The 19,096-nt window shown below is 64.3% G+C and carries 14 protein-coding genes; 8 read left to right on the top strand and 6 right to left on the bottom strand.

Going from position 1 to position 19,096, the window contains the following annotated elements:
* Positions 1-149 precede the first annotated feature (149 nt).
* The 6 genes from Q0A15_RS14910 (at position 150) to Q0A15_RS14885 (ending at position 9,583) form a co-directional block, all read left to right on the top strand.
* A complete protein-coding gene (locus tag Q0A15_RS14910) occupies positions 150-2,009 on the top strand; it encodes a glycosyltransferase (RefSeq protein ID WP_291280313.1) in 1,860 nt (619 codons plus the stop codon).
* Between the two features lie 84 nt (positions 2,010-2,093).
* Entirely contained in the window at positions 2,094-3,077 is a 984-nt protein-coding gene (locus Q0A15_RS14905) for a glycosyltransferase (RefSeq protein ID WP_367273413.1), read from the top strand.
* The gene (locus tag Q0A15_RS14900) at positions 3,056-3,880 is read left to right on the top strand and encodes a glycosyltransferase (RefSeq protein ID WP_291280312.1); all 825 of its coding nucleotides are present in this window, start codon (positions 3,056-3,058) and stop codon (positions 3,878-3,880) included. Before Q0A15_RS14905 ends, Q0A15_RS14900 begins: the two co-directional genes overlap by 22 nt.
* Before the next feature lie 63 nt (positions 3,881-3,943).
* Positions 3,944-5,101 carry a UDP-galactopyranose mutase gene (gene glf, locus Q0A15_RS14895; RefSeq protein WP_291280311.1) on the top strand — a complete coding sequence of 386 codons (1,158 nt, stop codon included), beginning with the start codon at positions 3,944-3,946 and terminating at the stop codon, positions 5,099-5,101.
* 46 nt (positions 5,102-5,147) lie between these two features.
* The gene (locus Q0A15_RS14890) at positions 5,148-7,769 is read left to right on the top strand and encodes a polysaccharide pyruvyl transferase family protein (RefSeq protein ID WP_291280310.1); all 2,622 of its coding nucleotides are present in this window, start codon (positions 5,148-5,150) and stop codon (positions 7,767-7,769) included.
* A 95-nt stretch (positions 7,770-7,864) separates the two neighbouring features.
* Complete coding sequence (locus tag Q0A15_RS14885) at positions 7,865-9,583, top strand: hypothetical protein (RefSeq protein WP_291280309.1); 1,719 nt, start codon at positions 7,865-7,867, stop codon at positions 9,581-9,583.
* A 146-nt stretch (positions 9,584-9,729) separates the two neighbouring features.
* On the opposite strand, the gene Q0A15_RS14880 is transcribed toward Q0A15_RS14885, so the two are convergent.
* The 4 genes from Q0A15_RS14880 to Q0A15_RS14865 form a co-directional block, all read right to left on the bottom strand.
* Positions 9,730-10,458 carry an AroM family protein gene (locus Q0A15_RS14880; RefSeq protein WP_291280308.1) on the bottom strand — a complete coding sequence of 243 codons (729 nt, stop codon included), beginning with the start codon at positions 10,456-10,458 and terminating at the stop codon, positions 9,730-9,732.
* Positions 10,459-10,499: 41 nt separating this feature from the next.
* Positions 10,500-11,570, bottom strand: coding sequence for a DUF917 family protein (locus Q0A15_RS14875; protein WP_291280307.1), 1,071 nt, complete (start codon positions 11,568-11,570; stop codon positions 10,500-10,502).
* A 198-nt stretch (positions 11,571-11,768) separates the two neighbouring features.
* On the bottom strand, positions 11,769-14,363 hold the full coding sequence (locus tag Q0A15_RS14870; RefSeq protein ID WP_291280306.1) for an ABC transporter permease: 2,595 nt from the start codon (positions 14,361-14,363) through the stop codon (positions 11,769-11,771).
* Complete coding sequence (locus tag Q0A15_RS14865; protein ID WP_291280305.1) at positions 14,360-15,226, bottom strand: ABC transporter ATP-binding protein; 867 nt, start codon at positions 15,224-15,226, stop codon at positions 14,360-14,362. The genes Q0A15_RS14870 and Q0A15_RS14865 overlap by 4 nt, the downstream gene beginning before the upstream one ends.
* 209 nt (positions 15,227-15,435) lie before the next feature.
* On the opposite strand from Q0A15_RS14865, the gene Q0A15_RS14860 reads away from it, so the two are divergent.
* Entirely contained in the window at positions 15,436-16,281 is an 846-nt protein-coding gene (locus Q0A15_RS14860; RefSeq protein ID WP_291280304.1) for a CatB-related O-acetyltransferase, read from the top strand.
* 7 nt (positions 16,282-16,288) lie between these two features.
* On the opposite strand, the gene Q0A15_RS14855 is transcribed toward Q0A15_RS14860, so the two are convergent.
* Both Q0A15_RS14855 and Q0A15_RS14850 read right to left on the bottom strand, forming a co-directional pair.
* Positions 16,289-17,269: an SRPBCC family protein gene (locus Q0A15_RS14855; RefSeq protein ID WP_291280303.1), complete on the bottom strand. Its 981-nt coding sequence runs from the start codon at positions 17,267-17,269 to the stop codon at positions 16,289-16,291.
* Between the two features lie 63 nt (positions 17,270-17,332).
* A complete protein-coding gene (locus tag Q0A15_RS14850) occupies positions 17,333-18,745 on the bottom strand; it encodes a glutamate decarboxylase (RefSeq protein WP_291280302.1) in 1,413 nt (470 codons plus the stop codon).
* Between the two features lie 106 nt (positions 18,746-18,851).
* Between Q0A15_RS14850 and Q0A15_RS15085 the strand changes: the two genes are divergently transcribed.
* Positions 18,852-19,096, top strand: a 245-nt coding sequence (locus Q0A15_RS15085; RefSeq protein ID WP_367273411.1) for a helix-turn-helix domain-containing protein, incomplete at its 3' end; no start/stop codon positions are given.

The raw sequence follows: 19,096 nt of genomic DNA, 5'->3' as shown, positions 1-19,096 counted from the left end.
CGGCGTGTAGAAAGACCACGCCTTGCATGCCACCACAGACGGGAGCGTTCTGGATACGTGATGTTTACCTTCTGGTTTCGTAACGGCGTGTGATTGGTCGGTAGCGTGAAAGGGCGGCGCCATCAGCTAACCCCAACCAGGAGACCACTGTGGACACAACTGTCCCTGGCACAACGACCATGTATCCCGTGCAACCTGCCATCTGGCCACAACGTGAAATCTCGACCGAGGTCCCAGCGCACTTCTTCCTGACGGGCCCAGTAGGACTCAAACTCGATGAAAGCGGCGCGGAGTTCGGTCCAGGCGGATACCTGGCGACCAGCCCGTACTACAACATCTTCAATCTGGGGAAATGGAGCAGGCACGCGGGCCGGATGCCTCTTCAGTTGCAGCTGGAAGGTCAAGGTCGCTTCTTGCTCTCGGTCCGGTTGGCCAGTCCCAACAAGTCTGAGCAGCAGCTGATCAGCGAGGAAATCCAGCTGCACGGTACCTTACGCAGAGCAGTGGACCTGGGGGAGACGGTGCCGCGAGAGGCACTGGTCTTCTTCGAACTGACCGCCTTGGCAGATGCTCGGTTGGACGATTTCGCCTGGGTCACCACTGCGGCCCCACTGCGCCAACCGAACTTGGTGCTGTCAGTGACCACCTTCAGGCGAGAGGCCCAGGTGGCGGCGGCAGCGGCGCGATTCCGTGCGTTCTTCGCGAACAGCGACCTGGCCGCGAATGTACGCATGGTGATCGTGGACAACGGTCAGAGCTGTGACGTGTCCGGTGGCAGGGGAGTCACCGTGATCCCCAACGCAAATCTGGGCGGAGCCGGTGGGTTCGCTCGTGGATTGTTGGAAGCCAAACACTCTGGGGCCACACACTGCCTGTTCATGGATGACGACGCGATGATCCAGATGGAAGCGATCGAGCGGACATGGTGGTTCCTGGCATACGCCGAAGACCCGTCCACGGCTGTGGCCGGCGCCGTCGTGGACGCCAGTCATCGGTGGCGGCTCGGAGAGAACGGAGCCAGGTTCGAGCTCGGCTGCCACCCGCTCTACGCAGGACTGGACATGCGAGACCGCGGAATGGTTTTCGGCATGGAGTTCGAGAGCACGTGGCAGGAGGCCGACGACCTCTATGGAGGATGGTGGTTCTTCGCCTTCCCCGTCGCGTCAGTCGACGCCATGCCCTTCCCCTTCTTTGTGCGCGGCGACGACGTGAGCTTCTCCCTGGCCAACGACTTCCGGATCGTGACCCTGCCCGGGATCGCGTCCGTGCAAGAGGGCTTCACCGACAAGGCGTCGCCGCAGACCTGGTACCTGGACTTCCGCTCACACCTGGCTCACCATCTGAGCCTTCCGCAGAAGGAACGCTCGTGGAGAGAGGTGGCCCGCATGGTGCGTAGCTTCTATGTGCGTACAGTCATGCGCTTCCACTACGACAGTCTTGCGGCCGTGAACCTGGCCCTTGAGGACGTCATGGCCAGCCCCCGATTCTTCGACGAGAACGCAGACATGGCCCAACGAAGGGATCTTCTGAAGCGTTCCTCGATCATGGAGACCTGGCTGCCGATCCGATCGACAGTGCCACGCGAGCGGGAGAGCCACCTGGGCCGGCGCGGACGCAAACTCATGAGGTGGACCCTGAACGGGCACTTGCTGCCCTTGGGTACAGGAACGGGAAGCGACCTGGTGCTGCCATCAGGGCGCCGCGAGGACTACGTGGCCACCTACGGCGCCAGGCAAGTGACGTACCTCAATGCCGACGAGACCCAGTCCTACATGGTGATCCGTGATCGGGAGCGTTTCTGGACGGAGACCCGGCGGCTGATCAAGAACGTCCTACGGCTGCGACGGATCTACCCCAGACTCTTGCGTGAGTGGCGCAACGGGTATGAGTTAATGACCACTGACAAATACTGGCAGGAGAAACTTCAGGTCCAGACTCCGCGGCGGTTGAAATTCACATCTGACAGTGTTATCGTGCCCGCAAATGATCCCCAAGTGAAGAGCGCTTGAACAGCCTTTGAATTCGCCAAGGACTTCCTCTGACCTCGATGAAATTGGCCCCTGGAGTTTTAGGATCGGCGTTAAGGTGCAAGTGTGCCTTTACAGACAGTCTCGCAGCGGGACAGTACCGTCGTCGCCGTCGTGGTGACATATAACCGGCGCGAGTTGCTCAAGCAATGCCTGGCAGCGCTCGCCTCCCAAACGCAGCCCTTGTCTGCGATCGTGGTCGTGGACAACGCATCAACTGACGGCACCGCGGGCCTGCTGGCGGATCACCCAGTTCACCCCGAGGCGTTGTATCTGAGTGAGAACGTCGGCGGCGCAGGCGGTTTCGCTGCAGGCATGGCCTATGCCCTGACCCATCACGACCCGGATTGGATCTGGGTCATGGACGACGACACCATCCCTCGGGCGGATGCGTTGGAGGCGTTACTGTCCGCGGCGTCGGATTCGGCGTTGCCCCTATCGGTCCTCAGCTCCCGCGCAGTCTGGACCGATGGACGCGACCACCCCATGAACCGGCCCCGCACCCGGATGCGCGCCCGTACGCGGGAGGCCGCCAACGCGTCGCGTCTCGGCGGCCGCCCGATCCGGACGGCGAGCTACGTCTCTGCTCTGTTGCGGGCATCCGATGTGCGGTTGCAGGGGTTGCCGATGGCCGACTATTTCATTTGGTCGGACGACTTCGAGCACACCGGCCGACTGCTGCGCAACGGATTCGGGTTGCACGTTCCTGCTTCGGTCGTGGAGCACCGCACCAAGGCCTTCGGGAATGCACAAGAATCACCCGGGAATCGTTTCTACTTCGATGTTCGAAACCGGCTGTGGGTTTTGTTCAGATCCCGTTCATTCAGAGTTTGGGAACGGGTGATCTATGGTTCAAAAACGTGTTTAGGCTGGATTCAGCAGTTGCTGAAGCACCCGGGACTTCTGCGTCCTGGAGCCAAAGGACTTTGGCACGCGATCATCGCCGCCCCACGCGGTTCGGACGCGGTGTTCGCTGCGGATCCGTCGGTTGCCCATCTCATCAACGATCTGGAGGTCTTACCCAGGCCATGGCAAAAGTCACCGTTCTGATGCCGGTCTGGCGAGGTGAACGTCCGGAACGTTTCCGGCTGGCGCTGCGTTCGGCGACGGTGGAACAGACCCGTCCGCCGGACGAACTCATCGTCGCAGTGGACGGGGAGCTGATCCCTGAACTGCAAGACATCGTGGACAAGGTCGAGCGCGGGGCTTACGGCCCGGCCAGGGTTATACGGTCGCCTCGGCATCAGGGGGCTGCCAAAACCTTGCAGATGGGCCTCCTGGCCGCCAAGGGTGAAATCGTTGCCCGGGCGGACTCGGACGATCACTATCGGCCGCAACGCCTGGCCAAACAGTTGGAGATCATGGCCCGGGAGGACCTGGACCTGCTCGGATGCACCATGCAGGAGTTCTCCGATGAATCCAACCTGGGGCAGGGGATCCTGCGACGCCGGCCGCTCGGGCATCAGGACATCCTGGACTACCTGCCCAAGCACACTCCGTTCCACCACCCCACCGTCGTCTTTCGGCGTGAGGTGGCACTGGCTGTCGGGGGCTACCAGGAGCTGGATCGCATGGAGGACTACTGGCTCTGGCAGCGCATGCTTGCCTCCGGGGCCAAGAGCGCCAATGTGTCGGAGATCCTGGTGGATTACCGAGTCGACGCAGACCTCTTCGAACGCCGTGGCGGGCTGAAGCTGTTCAAGTCGGACTACTTCATGCAGAAAGTCCTGCTGAACGACGGCATGATCACCCGCCCGCGTTTTGTACGCAACCTGATTCTGCGTGGTGGTTACCGGATTTGCCCGGTGTCCATCAGGCGACTCGGCTACCGATTGTTCGTCGAAGAATCTTGAACGGGTGCAACAGCGCACCTCGTTCGTTACCTACCCCCACCCCCTCCTGGAAGGACGGCCCTCGTGGCACAACCTGATCTTCTCGTCGTCGGAGCAGGCCTGTACGGTCTGACGTTGGCCCGGCAGGCCGCGGAGGACCACGACGCCCGGGTCACGATCATCGAACGTCGGCCACATCTTGGCGGTAACGCCTACTCGGAGACCGATGCTGAGACCGGGATCGAGGTGCACAAGTACGGGGCTCACCTGTTCCATACGTCGAACGAACGGGTCTGGGACTACGTGAACCGCTTCACGGCGTTCACCCCGTATGTACACAAGGTCTATACGACCCACCAAGGCGTCGTGTATCCGATGCCGATCAATCTGGGCACCATCAACCAGTTCTTCGGTGCGGCGTACCGGCCGGACGAAGCCCGGGCCCTGGTCCAGGAGCAGGCAGGGGAACTCGCGGGCACGGATCCCACGAACCTGAACGACAAGGGCATTTCCTTGATCGGGCGGCCACTCTACGAGGCGTTCATCAAGCACTACACGGGCAAGCAGTGGCAGACGGATCCGAAGGATTTGCCGGCCTCCATCATCAGTCGCTTGCCGGTGCGGTACACGTACGACAACCGCTACTTCAATGACACCTACGAAGGTCTGCCGCGGGACGGGTACACGGCGTGGCTCGAGCGGATGGCGGATCACCCGAATATCGAGATCCGTTTGGACACCGACTACTTCGATGCGAACCAGGAGTTCAACAGGGACGCGGTTCGGGGCAACCTGCCGGTGGTCTATACGGGGCCGGTTGACCGGTACTTCGACTACGACCTGGGCGAGTTGGGCTGGCGAACCATCGACCTGGAGACCCAGCGCCTGGATGTGGGGGATTTCCAGGGCACGTCGGTGATGAATTACGCCGACGAGTCGGTGCCCTTCACCCGCATCATCGAGCCGAGGCACTTCCACCCTGAGCGGGATTACACCCGGGAGAAGACGCTGATTCAGCGGGAGTATTCGCGTTTTGCGCAGCGTGGCGATGAGCCCTACTACCCCGTGAATTCATCTCAGGACCGGGACACGTTGCTGAGGTACCGTGAACGCGCGGCGGCAGAGCCCCGCACCCACTTCGGTGGCCGCCTGGGAACGTACCAATACCTGGACATGCACATGGCCATCGGCTCGGCGTTGAGCGCGGCTGACAACAAACTCAAGGACCTCCTGCGCGGCTGACGCGCACCGGATCATCTTCAATCGTTACGTTTAAGGAGTACTGACTGTGACTGATCACGACCCGTCTTACGACGTCGCCGTTCTCGGTTGGTGGTACGGCAAGAACTACGGTTCCATCCTCACCTACTACGGCCTTCACCAGGCCATCAAGAACCTGGGGCACTCGGTGCTGATGGTGCACGAGCCCTTGGGCTACAACGGCTACCGTGTGAAGTGGCCGGATGACATCCTCTCCCTCGAATTCGCCCGCCGCATGGGGTACGAGTACACGGAGCAGATGGACTACCACGAGCTTCCGTGGCTGAACACGGCCGCCCGAACGTTCGTGGTGGGTAGTGACCAACTCTGGAACCCGCTGATCGGACGCGTGAACGACGATCTGTTCCTGGATTTCGTGGAACCGGCCAATGATCGCGTGGCCTACTCCACCTCGTTCGGCAACCGCGGAACCGAGAAGTTCAAGCCGGGCTTCGTTGCCAAGCATTCCGTGAATCTGCAGCGTTTCAAGGCGATCTCCGTGCGTGAGGACTACGCCGTCGACACCGCCAGGGACGTTTTCGGCGCCAAGGCGGAGGTCACCGCCGACCCGGTCTTCCTGCTCCCCGAGGAGCACTACGCGAAGCTGGCGGATCAGGCCACCGTGCAACCAGAGGGTGACTACCTGGCCGTCTTCTACCTGGATCCCACGCCGGAGAAGAAGGCCGTGGTGCTGGAGGTGGCGAACAAGCTCGGCTTCGAGAGGATCGTGGTGATCCCCAACCCCGATGGTGGTCGCGGCTATGCCGAGGAACTCTGGCGAGACGAGCCCCGGGCCGAGGTCATCGCGGAGGACGCCCCAGAGAACTTCTTGCGCACCTACCGTGACGCCGGGTATGTGGTGACGGACAGCTTCCACGGCTCCGCGTTCGCGGTGATCTTCGGCGTTCCGTTCTCCTCCATCTACAACAAGGTCCGTGGAGCCGGCCGCTTCGCCAACCTGCTGGAGTGGCTCGGATTCGGCGAGACCCGCCGCATCTACGAGACGGACACCGCGGAGGACATCCTCGCCAACGAGCACGTCAGTCGAGACCTGGACTTCACCGAGGCAAGGCGGGTCATCGAGGAGCGCCGCCAGAGCTCCACGCAGTGGCTACGCGACGCACTGGATCCATCAACGCCGGGGTCTGCGTCCACCGACCCCAATAGCCTGGTCACCCTCACCGCACCCGAGTTCCATTCCAATCACGCCGGTTGGAGACTCGATCGCGACGAGAATGTTTCCAGCTTCCGGGCGAGTCCGGAGGCCGGTGTCAAGGGCAGCCACGCCTGGTTCGACCTGCCGGCACCGCTTGGCCAGGACGTCGGGTACACGCTGACCTTGGACTGGGAACCGCGGACCGATGCCCGCACCGTCAACATTCACGCCCGTAACCCGAAGTCCGGCGAGTTCCGGGTCATCGGGTCCGTCTCGGTCGGTGATGCCAACGGTGGCCGTCGCCAGGACTCCGTCTCCTTCGTGACCCCCAGAGGCGAATTCAGCCAGATCATGTTCGGGGGCATGCACTTCACCGGGAACGATGCCGGTGCGGTGATCCATTCCGTCGATCTGCTGAAGTCGCCCAGTGCCGCCGGGGCCGCAAAGAAGCCCGGCAAGCCGAAGTCCGGGTTCGCCGCCCAGGCCAGGACCCTGGCGCTGAAGGATTACGAACGCCAAGTGCGCTCGTTCCGTCACGCCCGTTCGGACGACGGCCTCTCAGGCGCGCGGGCGCGCATGATCTTCCATGCCCACGCCATCGAGAAGGGGCTCAGCCGCAGCAACTTCCGGCCGGGATTCGGCAAGATCGCCGTCCCCGGACTGGCCAAGGAGATCAACGCCTGGCTGGCGGCGGGCCGGAGCACGGATGACACGTTCTTGATCAGTTCTGCCGGAGTGATGCGCAACTACCTCCAGCGTCACCAGGACCTGGGCGTGGACGTGTCCCACTTCTGGTCCTTGTTCGGGGAACAAGCGCAGCACGTCATCAACCATGCCCACCTCCGTGAGGGCGGGGTGCTTCGCGCCACCGACGTACGGGAATCAGATGATGTGATCACCCAGGACCGGGACTTCCTCGACGTGATGTACGGTCGCCGCAGCGTCAGGGAGTACACGGATCAGCCCGTCTCGGACGCCGAGATCGCTCGTGCCGTGGAGATCGCCATGCAATCTCCGTCGGTCTGCAACCGGCAGGCCGCACGTGTGCACCAGTTCGAGGACCCTGCTCTCATCAAGGCTGTCCTGGACTTGCAGGGTGGCTTCTCCGGCTACGAGATGCCTCCTCGTCTGCTGCTGGTCAGCTCCGATCTGGACGCCTTCTTGTTCGCCACCGAGCGGAACCAGGCCTTCGTGGATGGCGGGTTGTTCATGATGTCGCTTCTGCTTGGCCTCACCGAGGTGGGGCTGGGCTCCTGCTCACTCAACACGGCGATGGGGACCAAGAAGGAGGCCGCCATCCGTCAACTGATCGACATCCCGGACCACGAGGTGTTCATCTCGTTCATCGCGGTGGGTCACTACGACGGCGATGTGCTGGTCCCACGTTCCAAGCGCGTGGAACCGGGCATGGTCCTGACCAAGCACGGAGCAGACAGCGAGCAGGCAACGGCTCCGAGCCCGTCGGCCCTGATCGCTGGTGGGGTGAGCGCATGAGTGTGACCGAGGCAAGCCCCAGGGAAACGACGTCGCTCGCGTCGGAACGAACGGAAACCTATGCGGTGCAACCGGCCATTTGGCCCTCCCGTGAGGTGAGCACCGAGGTCCACGCGCATTTCACTGTGGATGGGCCGGTGGGCCTGTCCGTGGACCACGCCGGTGCGATCTTCGGGCCAGGCGGCACCCTGGCCACGAACCCGTACTACAACGTGTTCAACCTCGGGAAGTGGCGCCGCAGCGCGGGAGAACTGCCGTGGGAACTGCAGCTGAGTGGACACGGCCGCTTCCTGCTCTCGATACGGCAGGGCTCCCAGGGCATGTCCGAGTCGCAGCTCTACAACGAGGAGATCCGGCTCGACGGTCTGCTGCGGTTGCCCGTTCCGCGGGACCCTGCGGAGAACGATCAAGCGGTGCTGTATTTCAAGCTGACTGCACTGGAAGAGGGCCGCCTGGACGACTTCGCCTGGGCCACGGCTCAGCCACCGCGTCAGACGCCGGATCTCATGCTGTCGGTGACGACCTTTCGCCGGGAGGCTGCCGTGGAGAACACGGTGCGGCGCTTCCGGGAGTACCGGGAGACCGCCGAGCTACGGGAGCACGTCCGCATGCTCATCGTGGACAACGGGAACTCGGTGGATGTCACTGAAGGCGACGGCGTGAAGGTCATCCCCAACGAGAACCTCGGAGGGGCGGGCGGCTTCACCCGCGGCCTCATCGAGGCCCAGCGCACAGGTGCCTCCCACTGCCTGTTCATGGACGACGACGCCTCCATCCAGATGGAGGCGATCACCCGGACGTGGTGGTTCCTGGCTTATGCCGTCGACCCCCGCACGGCCGTGGCCGGCGCCGTCGTGGATGGTCTGCACCGCTGGCGCATGGGGGAGAACGGAGCCACGTTCGACCTCGGTTGTCATGCCCTCTACGGTGGTACCGATCTGCGGGACTATCACCAGGTCTTCGACATGGAGTTCGAGACCACCCAAGCCGCGCCCGACGACTTCTACGGGGGCTGGTGGTTCTTCGCCTTCCCCGTGGACCGGGTGGAGCATCTTCCGTTCCCGTTTTTCGTCCGCGGTGACGACGTCAGCTTCTCCCTGGTCAATGACTTCGACATCGTGACGCTGCCCGGTGTGGCCTCCATGCAGGAGAGCTTCGTGGACAAGGCATCACCGCAGACCTGGTACCTGGACTTCCGCTCCCACCTGGTGCACCACCTGAGCCTTCCCAAGAAGCAGCGGTCGTGGAAGCAGCTGCAGAAGATGGTGCTGAGCTTCTACCTGCGCACCACCTTGCGCTTCCACTACGACAGCCTCTCGGCCGTGAATCTGGCGCTGGAGGATGTTCTGGCCGGGCCGGAATTCTTCGACGCCAACGCTGACATGTCGACGCGTCGCGCGGACCTCAAGGCCATGACGGTGACCGAGGCGTGGAAACCCGTCCACGGCCGCCCACCGGCCGAGCGCAAGTCCCGTCTGGGGGCCGGTCCGCTACGCAAGCTCATCTGGCTCACGGGTAATGGGCACTTCCCGCCCTTCGGTGCGCTGGGGTCCACGCTGGTGCTGAGGGCTCCGGACCGTGAGGACTGGCGTGGCACGTGTGGCGCCAAGCGCGTCACGTTCCTGAACGCGGACCAGAGCCAGTACTACGTGGTGGAACGTGATCAACAGCGTTTCTGGGCGGAGAGCAAACGGCTGCTGAAGAACACCCTGCGACTGCGCAAGATGTACCGGCAGTTGGGACGTGCCTGGCGCAAGGGCTACGAGACCATGACGTCAGACCAATACTGGGAGCAGAAACTGCACCTGGGCTGAAAACGGGCCCTGGTGCGAGACCGGGCGCTGACCTGAACCAGACCAGCGCCCGGTCGGTTTCCGCCCCTCGAGCGGGACCAGGTTTTCGTGGAACCTGCGCCGATGCGGTGCGAGTGCCATGAAAACCTGGTCCCCGCTGTTAGGCATCAATCAACGTTGCCGAGTGCGTGCTGCACGGCATGGGCCACGGCCTCCTGCGAGAGAACCACCGGGATGTCCTGGTGCCCGGCACGCACCAGCGCAACTTCGAGTGCCTGCCGGTGTTCGGCACGGAAACCCATGCAATCCAGCGCGATGGCTTGGGGTGCAACCGGCCCCGACACAGCGGCGGCAACGATCGCGGCGGCGTCAAAGGGCTGGTACGGAGACGCGCTGTCCAAGGACAGCGAACGCACCACGGGTGCCCATTTGCCTTCCATGAACTCCCGTTGTTCGGGTGCGGGCATCACCACATGGAGACGGTCGGTGGCTCCCAACTCCTCAACGCGCTCCTGCAACACCTGGTCAGGGAGCACCAAGGGAACCGGAGATTCCAACGTCGGGAAGGTGCCGGTACACAGCACCGCGATGAGGTCGCAGCGTGGGGCCAATTCGTCGATCCGCTGCTGCAGGCCATTGGTCACGTAACTCTTGAGCACCTTCACTTCGGTGCCGTCGGCCAAGCGCGTCACGTAGACGGTACGGTCGCCGGCCACATCGTCCGGCGTGGGGGAGGCCTCAGCTTGCACCTGGGCCGCCGTGAGCCCATCCAATGCGCCACCCTCAAGGATGTCAGCGTCGAGGTCATCGAACGCCCCGACGATGTCGGGTCGGGGAGCCTGGCCGATGGTCAACATGCCGACCGTGGGCCGCCCCGATCGGGTCTGCTGCCCCATGCGGGCGCCACTCGCTGGTACCCCGCTCACTGGTGCCCCGCTCACTGATGTTCCAGAATCGGCAGACCCAGGATCGGCTCGATCCCTGCCAGCTGCTCACGATCGAACATGGAGGCACCGAGCACCAGTCTCGACTTCGAGGCAACGATCACCGTGACCCGCTGACCAGGACGGATCTTGGCCGACAGGATCGGATCGCCGGATTCGGAGTCCATGGTCATGATGAGGTCAGGGAAGGTGGCCAGGCGCTCGCCGTCCATCTCCGCACTCATGTATTCGTTCCAGAAGCTCAGCTCCAGGCGGCGCGGGCCGCCGATCGCGACCCGTCCCACATCGAAACCACCGTCTCGTCGAAGATCGATCTCCTTCACGGTTCCGTGGGCGATGATGTCTCCGCCCAGGAACTCCACGGCGTTGGCGATGCGTTCGGCTCCGGTGGACCCCCGAAGGAACGCCGTGCCGAGGTCGATGGCGAAGCTGATGCCGCCCACGGCCCCATACGCGGCCGCACGGGACACCGGTACCTGGTTCCGACACACGCCGATCATGCCGCCTCCGCGCACCGAGAGTGCCCGGATCGCCCCGGCGACCCCGTCCAGCGGGCCGTTCAGTACACCGGCCAGCTTCTCACGACCGCGTCCGCCCGCGAAGGCCTGATAGGAGACGTAGTCCGGTTCCTGGTGCAGTTGCAGTGCACCCATCACGCCGGTGGGGTGCGCGCGGCCATTGGCCGGGGCATCCAGCACGGGCAGGCCAAGAGCTGCGGCCTGGAGCCAGCCGTTGATGGTGGTCGCAGGACCGTTCTCGTTGGTCATCACCGCAGCCAACTCGCCGCCGATGGCCTGCTTGAGAAGATGCACCGTGCTGATGTACTGCTCGTCGCTGATGAAGGCCGACTCGGCGGACGGCGCACCGACCATGGCCACGCAGGCCACGACGTCGTCGGGAGCGAGCTCCTCCACGGAGACCAGCTCGGGGTCGGCGTACTCGCCGTTGAAGATCGACTCCACGCGGGCCAGGCCGTCGGCCAGATGGCCTCCACCGCCTCCGCCGAGGATGCCGCCGCCGTAAACTGCCGCCAGACCGTCGTCGTGAGTCAAGGTGCGTGACATGGGGATGGGGACCTCACTAAAGGACATCGATGCAGTCGTCACTGTCACCTTAGCCGCGGTGCCGCTGGGTGCACCGGTCCGTTGCGCCGTCGTGACCGCTTCCATGCCCGACGGGCGGTGACGCACCACGCAGAGGTGCGTCACCGCCCGTCGGGCCGAGTACGGCGCGGCCGGTGGCCGCATATACGAACCGCGTGGTCACTCCATCGCGAGCCCCTCCACCGGCGACAGCTTCGCCGCACGGCGGGCAGGCCACACGCTGGCCAGGACCGATGCGCCCACCGCCACCACGAGAACCACACCGAGCCACAGCCACGGGATCCCCAGCGAGAACACACCCAGGCTCGTCAGGACGGCCTTGGCTCCGGCCGCACCGTAGACGGTGCCGAGCACGATGCCGAGGACGGACGCGGCTGCGGCGATCAAGCCGGCTTCCAGGGCCAACATGCCGCGCAGCTGACGCTTCTTCAGGCCCAACGCCCGCAGCAGGGAATTCTCCCTGGTGCGTTCGATGACGGACAGCGAGAGCGTGTTGCTCACACCGATCAGCGCGATCACCACGGCCACCGCCAGTAGGGCAGACACAACCAGCAGGAGGGCGTCGATCACCTGGCTCAGGGCCTGACGGATCGGCAGCGCGCCGTCGATGCTGTCCTGGTCCACGCCGGCTGCCGTGGCCACGTTCTTGATCAGCTCGTTGGCCGCCACATCATCGGTGGCCTTGATCCACAGGCTCGGCGCCGCGAAGGAACGGTCGAGCTGCTCAGTGGTGGGCTGCGTGAGGCCAAGGTCCAGGGCCGTTTGACGGGTCATCACGTAGCCCGCGGAATCGGGGGCGGCGGCGTCCGCATCCACCTCCACCTCGTGTTTGCCGCCCTGGGCGTCCAGTACGGAGACGGAGGATGGCGCGGCATCCCCGGAGTAGGCGTCCATTCCCATGGCGATCTTGCCGGGCGCAGGCAGATGGGCGCCCGTGGTCAGCACCGCCTCGAGGTCATCGCGCTCCAGCGCCGTCACGGGGTAGCAGTCTCGAGAGCCCCATGCCTGATCCGCGGTCGTGGGCGCGGCGCACTCACCCGCCACGGCCACCGGCTTGACCAGTTCCACGCGGTCCACCCCGTCCAGCCTCTCAACGGACGTGGCCTGTGCGGAGCCCAGCTGCTTGGTGGACGAGGCCCCGTCCGTCTCCGCGTTCTCGGACGAACTCTGGACGGTGAGGTCCACGGGGAAGTGTGCGGCCAGTTCCTTGTTGAGGGTGGAGCGAGCGGACTGGGCACCGGCGGCCATCATGCACACCAGGGTGACTCCCAACAGCAGTGCCGTACCGATCGCGGCGGTGCGCTGAGGGTGGCGCAGCGCGTTCAACCCTGCCAGCCTGCCGGCGACCCTCGAACCGAATGGCTTCGCCAGCATCCGCACGGCCCACGGGATGAGCAACGTCCCCAGCATCAAGACGCCGATGAAGCTGGTCAATCCACCCGCAAAAGCGGCAAGCAGGCTGCCGGTGTCCCCGAACATACCCAGGGTGCCCGTGATCAACAGGGCAGCGCCGATCAGGGCAAGGACGGCCCCGACCACGATCCGGCCGCGCCCGCGCTTCGAGCCCGCGGTGACGGTCTCCTGCGGACGCAGTGCGGCCAACGGGGCCACCCGCGTCGCGGCCTGTGCCGGGCGCAGCGAGGCGAACCACGTGACCAGCACGCCCACCACGATGCCCACCACCACCGCGGTCCAGCTCATGCCGAACGTCAGATACGGCAGATCGAGTACGGGGGAGAGGACGGCGCAACCGCCCCACACCACCAGCAAGGCCACCGCGACGCCGACCACGGAACCGACCAACCCGATCAACAGCGACTCGCCGGTGACCATGCGCCGCACCTGGGAGCGCTTGGCCCCCAAGGTCCGCAACAGGGCGAGTTCCCGCGTCCGCTGCGCCAACACCACCGTGAAGGTATTGGCCACCACCAGAACGGTGACCACCAGGGCGATCGCCGCGAAGAGTCCCAGAACCCACGAGAGCACATCCGTGCCACCGGAGAACTCGGTGACTGTGTCCGCCGTCTTCTCCTGTGGGGACTGTACGGTGGACCCCGCAAAGTGCTGGTCCTCCAGCAGCGTCTCCAGATCCTGCTTGACGCCGGACGTGTTCCCGGACGTGCTGACGAGGATCTGCTGCGGGTTCGTCTCCAGACCCAGTTTGGAAGCCTCCAGTTCATTCAACTGGACGGTGGGGGAACCGGCCGTCAACGGATTACTGGAATCCTCCCGGATACCGCTGACCGTCACCTTGGACCGAACGGTCTCCCCGTCCTCGGAAAAACCCTCCAGAGTCAGAGAGGCTCCGGGCTTCAGATGCAGAGCCTTGGCAGCACTCTCCGACACGGTGATGGCGCCATCACCCGGAGCCACACCACTGACGAGCTTCTGACCGAGCAGACCCGCGTCTCCACTGGTCATGGTGGACTGCACGTACTCGGTCTCACCACCGACGGTTGCCTCCAGCGAACCCTCGTTCAGAGCCAACGAACGCTCAACGCCCGGCAAGGAACCGATTCCCTCGAGCAAGCGGTCGTCGCGCTCGCCGCTGGGAATCTTCTCGTTGTCCTGCACCGTGACCACGAGGTCGGCGCGGTGGTAATCGTCGCCGATGCTGGCGCCGAGGGTGGCACGCAGCGTGGAGGACACCAGCAGGGTCGCGGTCAGGAAGGCGACGCCGATAGCGATGGCCGCGATCACTGCCGTGTAGCGGCGGCGGTAGGCCACCACATTGGAACGGATCAAGGAGCTCATGCGGCCCCGCCCTGTGCCTCGCCCATGCCCGACGGCCGGTGGCCGGTACGCGTGCCCGCGGCACCTTCGGCGGCGTTGGCGGAACCTAGTACGGCGAGGGCCTCGGCCACCTGATCCACCTGCGGATTCAGGATCTCGCCTGCCAGACGGCCGTCCTTGAGCAGCACCACGCGGTCAGCCGCCGCTGCGGCCACGGGGTCGTGCGTCACCATGATGACGGTCTGGCCGTCCTCATGCGCGGAGCGGGAGAGCAAGCTCAGCACCTCGGACCCGGAGGCCGAGTCCAGGTTGCCGGTGGGCTCGTCACCGAAGACCACATCCGGGCGGGAGAGCAGGGCACGGGCCACGGCCACACGCTGCTGCTGACCGCCCGAGAGCTGATGCGGTTTGTGGGTCAGCCGGCCCGTGAGTCCGAGCCGGGTGACCAGCTCGTCCAGCCACGCCTCGTTGTACTTGGCGTTGGCCAACTCCAACGGAAGCACGATGTTCTGCTGGGCGGTGAGGGTCGGAACCAGGTTGAAGGCCTGGAAGACGAAGCCGACCCTCTGCCGACGCAGTTCGGTGAGCTGATCGTCGTTGAGGCCGGCCACGGGAGTGCCGCCAAGGACGATCTCGCCGGACGTGGGGGTGTCCAGTGTGGCCAGGCAATGCATAAGGGTGGACTTGCCGGAGCCCGAGGGGCCCATGATGGCGGTGAAGTGCCCGGCTTCGAAGCTCACGGAGACGTTGTCCAGGGCATGGACCTCGGTTTCGTCGCTCGATCCGTAGGTCTTGGTCAGGTTGTGCGCACTGACCGCTGGGGATCCGCCGGTGCGGGGCAGTGGGGCCGAGGGATGCTGCGATGAGGAAGAAGGATGGCTCATACATCCAAGACTATGGAAAGCGCCCGCGCACGGCGTCCGGCGTCAGGATGAGCCGCGGGTCAGGCGCCATCAGACCACGGTATGATCTTGGCTGGCGATCGCATCATCACAGCTTGCGACTCGACCTCCACGGGCTGCTTCTCCTCGTCGTGCTTGGCCCGTGGACTGCCCCCTAGCGCGGCGTCTTCCAGCTGAAGGTGATGCCTGAGATGCCAGAAATCCATGACCTGACCGGCGGAGCGTGGGTGCTTCGCACTCAGAAGCACGTGCTCTCCTCCGCCGTGACGTTCTTACGCGACGGACAGATCCTCGGTTACGACAAGGCCGTCCGCTCCCGCTGGGATGTCCAGGACGGGAAACTGCGTCTCATGGACCACCACGGCAAGGTCAATGGCGTTCTGGAACACCGGGAGGACGGCAGTTACGAGGGCCCACTGAGCGCCAACAAGGCCATCACGCTCGCCTTGATACCCACCACCTGGGAAGAACGCCCGCGCTGGTCCAACCTCACCGGTATCCATCTCGAGGAACTGGCCTCCAAACATCGCTGGGAGATCGGCGATCACACCTACGGAAAGCCGGCCGTCTCGGATCCTCGGCCGGGGTTGACGATCGGGAAGTTCGTGTCCATGGACGCCGGGGTGATCATCAAGATGGCCCAGCGGCGAACGGACTCTGCCTCCTCATACCCCTTCCAGGCGCTACGGAAGTGGTGGCCCAACGGTGCCGAGACCACGGATCGTGAACGCAAGCACGTGACGATCGGCAACGACGTGCGGATCGGATCCCGGTCCATCATCACGGCAGGCGTGACTATCGGTGACGGTGCGATCATCGGCGAACAGTCCGTGGTCCGTGAGGACGTGCCGCCGTATGCCATCGTGGAGGGCGTACCGGCCCGGATCACCGGCTTCCGCTTCGATGACGCCACGATCCAGCGGTTGCTGGCCGTGGCCTGGTGGGACTGGCCGGATGAGGCCATCAACGAGTTCCTGCCGTTGATGGACGGCGACGTCCAGGAGTTCCTGGCCGAAGCCGAGAGACTGGGGCTGTGACGCCGCCTCATAGCCCGGCGAGCAGCGTCTCCAACCTCGAGTAGGAGGCCTCCATACCATCGGCCATGCCTGTGCCGAGGATCATGTCGCGTGTCTCGGCGTCCGGGTACTCGATCAACGTGGTGATCAGGGTGGCGCCGTCCTCCTCGAACAGCGTCGTGTCATTCGTCGTGACGGGCGAATCCATACCGATCATGGACTCCGTGACGGATTCACGGCCCGGCTGTCCGGTGAGCAGGACCTTGCCTTCGAAGCCGAAGGGCTCCCCCTCAGTGCCGGGATCCGGGGCCCACGCCCAGTGGTAGGTGCTGCCGACCGGACCGGGCGGCGCACACTCGGTCATGCTCCACCCGTCCGGACCCAGCATCCATTGCCTGAGCAGGTCCGGATCATGGTAGGCACGCCACACGATCTCGCGTGAGCCCTCGACCATGCGGGTGATACGCACGTGCGTGTCGTCGAGAATCTCCACGTCGGTACCCCTGCCCTGTGCGGTGGCTCGCAATCCGGTCAGGACCAGTTCGATCTGTCCCAATGCGTCTCTGACGCCCTCCGCCTGGCCCATGTCGATGACCTGCTGCAGGGCCTCCAACGAGTCCAGATGTGAGGTCATGACCATGCGGGAACCCTCGTCCGTGGCTTTCAGGGTCAGAACCATGCGCTGGGAAGGCATGTCCGGCAAAGGCTCGCCGTCGTCACCGGCAAAGAGGTCCAGGACCTCCAAACGATTCGGTGGCTCGATGCTGAGGAACTCCCAGACGCCGTTGTAGCGCTCTCCCTTGGGGGAGGTCATGTGGTACTGGGCCAGGCCGCCGGGTGTGGGGTCCCAGGTGCGGAACGTGGCCGGATAACCGTGAGGTCCCCAGAATCGTTCCAGTTGTCGAGGATCGGTGTACGCGGCCCATACGCGTTCCAGCGGGTGGGTGAACTCCGCCGTGACCGTCATGGTCAGGGCTTCCGGGTCGCTGCTGATGTCGATGACTGGCATGGGATGCTCCTGATGCTCTGATTCAGCGGGTTATTCGGGGTTGCGGACAGTGCGCCGGTGGACTCAGTGGTGGAACCCGGCGGACTGCTCCTCGCTGACGTGTCCGGTGCGCAGACCGGCGTTGAGATCCTTCACGGCCTTGCGGATGTCACGGATCAGGAAGGACGCGAGGTCTCTGCTGAACCCGTTCCGGACCACGATCCGCTGGACGGTGATGTGTTCCAGGTCGGCCGGCAGGGGATAGGCCGGAACCTGCCAGCCGCGCATGCGCAGCTGATCCGACAGATCGTAGAGACTCCATCCAGTGGCCTGGGGGTCCCTCAGCCGCCAGGCGAAGACGGGAATGTCCTCGGCTCGATTCCACAGCGTGAACTCGGGCATCTTCCCGATGTGCTCAGCGAGGAAGCGCGCCACATCGATGGTGTTTTGCTGTACCCGCTTGAAACCGTCGAAGCCCAACCGGAGGAAGACGTAGTACTGCAGCAGCACTTGAGTGCCCGGACGTGAGAAGTTCAGCGCGAATGTGGGAGTGGACCCTCCGAGGTAGCTGACCCGAAAGACCAACTCCTCCGGAAGATCCTCTTCCTCCCGCCAGACGATCCAACCCAGCCCCGGATAGACCAGTCCGTACTTGTGTCCCGAGACGTTGATGGATTTCACGCGGGGTAGGCGGAAGTCCCAGACCAGGTCCGGTTGCAGGAACGGCGCGATCATCCCGCCGGACGCCGCGTCCACGTGAATGGGGACATCGAACCCGGTCGCCTCCTGGATCCGGTCCAGGGCCTCCGAGATCGCCTCCACCGGTTCGTAGGACCCGGTGTACGTGACGCCCATGATCGCAACCACCCCGATGGTGTTCTCATCCACGTATCCGCTCAGGTCGTCACCGTCCAGGACCGGGTGTCCCTCGTTGACGGGCACATAACGCGGCTCCACCTCGAAGTAATTGCAGAACTTCTCCCAACACACCTGCACCGCTGAGGAGAGGATCAGGTTCGGATTCTTGGTGGAGAGGCCCTGCTCCTGGCGTCGATGTTGCCAACGTCGCTTCAGCGCAAGCCCTCCCAACATGGCGGCCTCGGACGAGCCGATGGTGGAGGCGCCGATGCTCCCGGTGGGGTGCGGCGCGTTCCACAGGTCGGCAAGCATCCGCCAGCAGCGTTCCTCGATCTCTGCCGTAGCCGGATACTCGTCCTTGTCGATCATGTTCTTGTCCGCGGCCTCGGTCAGGAGGCGTTGGGCATGATCGTCCATCCAGGTGCCCACGAAGGTGGCCAGGTTCATGCGGGCGTTGCCGTCCAGCATCGCCTCGTCGTGGACCAGTTGGTATGCGGTTTCCGGGAGCGACTCCCCTGCGGGGAGTTTGTGCCGGGGGAACGACGTCGATTCGCCAGGTCGGACGAAGACCGGATCGATCTCGATGTCTTGCGTTGTCTCGTGTGTCGTGTCGTGAGAGCGCGGCGTCAGATGTGGCATGACTGACATCCTGCTCTGTGTTCGTGCCGACCGCCAGAGGTGCCCGTGTAGTTCGGCTGCCCCCAGGTTCGCGCGGGACCTAGTGTCGCGTGTCGTTAGTGCCTAAATGGTTGGTGGTTTGGGAGAATTGGGTATGGCGAATTCTCCTGCTCCGGCGTTGCCTCTACGGGTTGGCGACAAAGATGTATTGAGGTCGTGGACGAGGTCCATGGCGATGCGCTCAGGGCTGGTGCAGCGGGCGAAGATCGTGTTGCTGGCCGCCGAGGGTGTGCCCAACGCCCACATCGCCACTGAAGTGGGCACGACGACCACGAGCGTGTGGAAGTGGCGGAAACGCTATGCCGAGTTGGG

It is taken from the genome of Galactobacter sp., from assembly GCF_022712295.1.
Classification (GTDB): domain Bacteria; phylum Actinomycetota; class Actinomycetes; order Actinomycetales; family Micrococcaceae; genus Galactobacter.
This window is presented reverse-complemented; position numbering and strand designations above follow the sequence as displayed.

Coding starts and splice junctions, on each gene's coding strand:
- Q0A15_RS14850 (WP_291280302.1), bottom strand. CDS start 18,745: ATGCCACATCTGACGCCGCGCTCTCACGACACGACACACGAGACAACG.
- Q0A15_RS14880 (WP_291280308.1), bottom strand. CDS start 10,458: ATGGGGCAGCAGACCCGATCGGGGCGGCCCACGGTCGGCATGTTGACC.
- Q0A15_RS14875 (WP_291280307.1), bottom strand. CDS start 11,570: ATGTCACGCACCTTGACTCACGACGACGGTCTGGCGGCAGTTTACGGC.
- Q0A15_RS14865 (WP_291280305.1), bottom strand. CDS start 15,226: ATGAGCCATCCTTCTTCCTCATCGCAGCATCCCTCGGCCCCACTGCCC.
- Q0A15_RS14860 (WP_291280304.1), top strand. CDS start 15,436: ATGCCAGAAATCCATGACCTGACCGGCGGAGCGTGGGTGCTTCGCACT.
- Q0A15_RS14900 (WP_291280312.1), top strand. CDS start 3,056: ATGGCAAAAGTCACCGTTCTGATGCCGGTCTGGCGAGGTGAACGTCCG.
- Q0A15_RS14855 (WP_291280303.1), bottom strand. CDS start 17,269: ATGCCAGTCATCGACATCAGCAGCGACCCGGAAGCCCTGACCATGACG.
- Q0A15_RS14870 (WP_291280306.1), bottom strand. CDS start 14,363: ATGAGCTCCTTGATCCGTTCCAATGTGGTGGCCTACCGCCGCCGCTAC.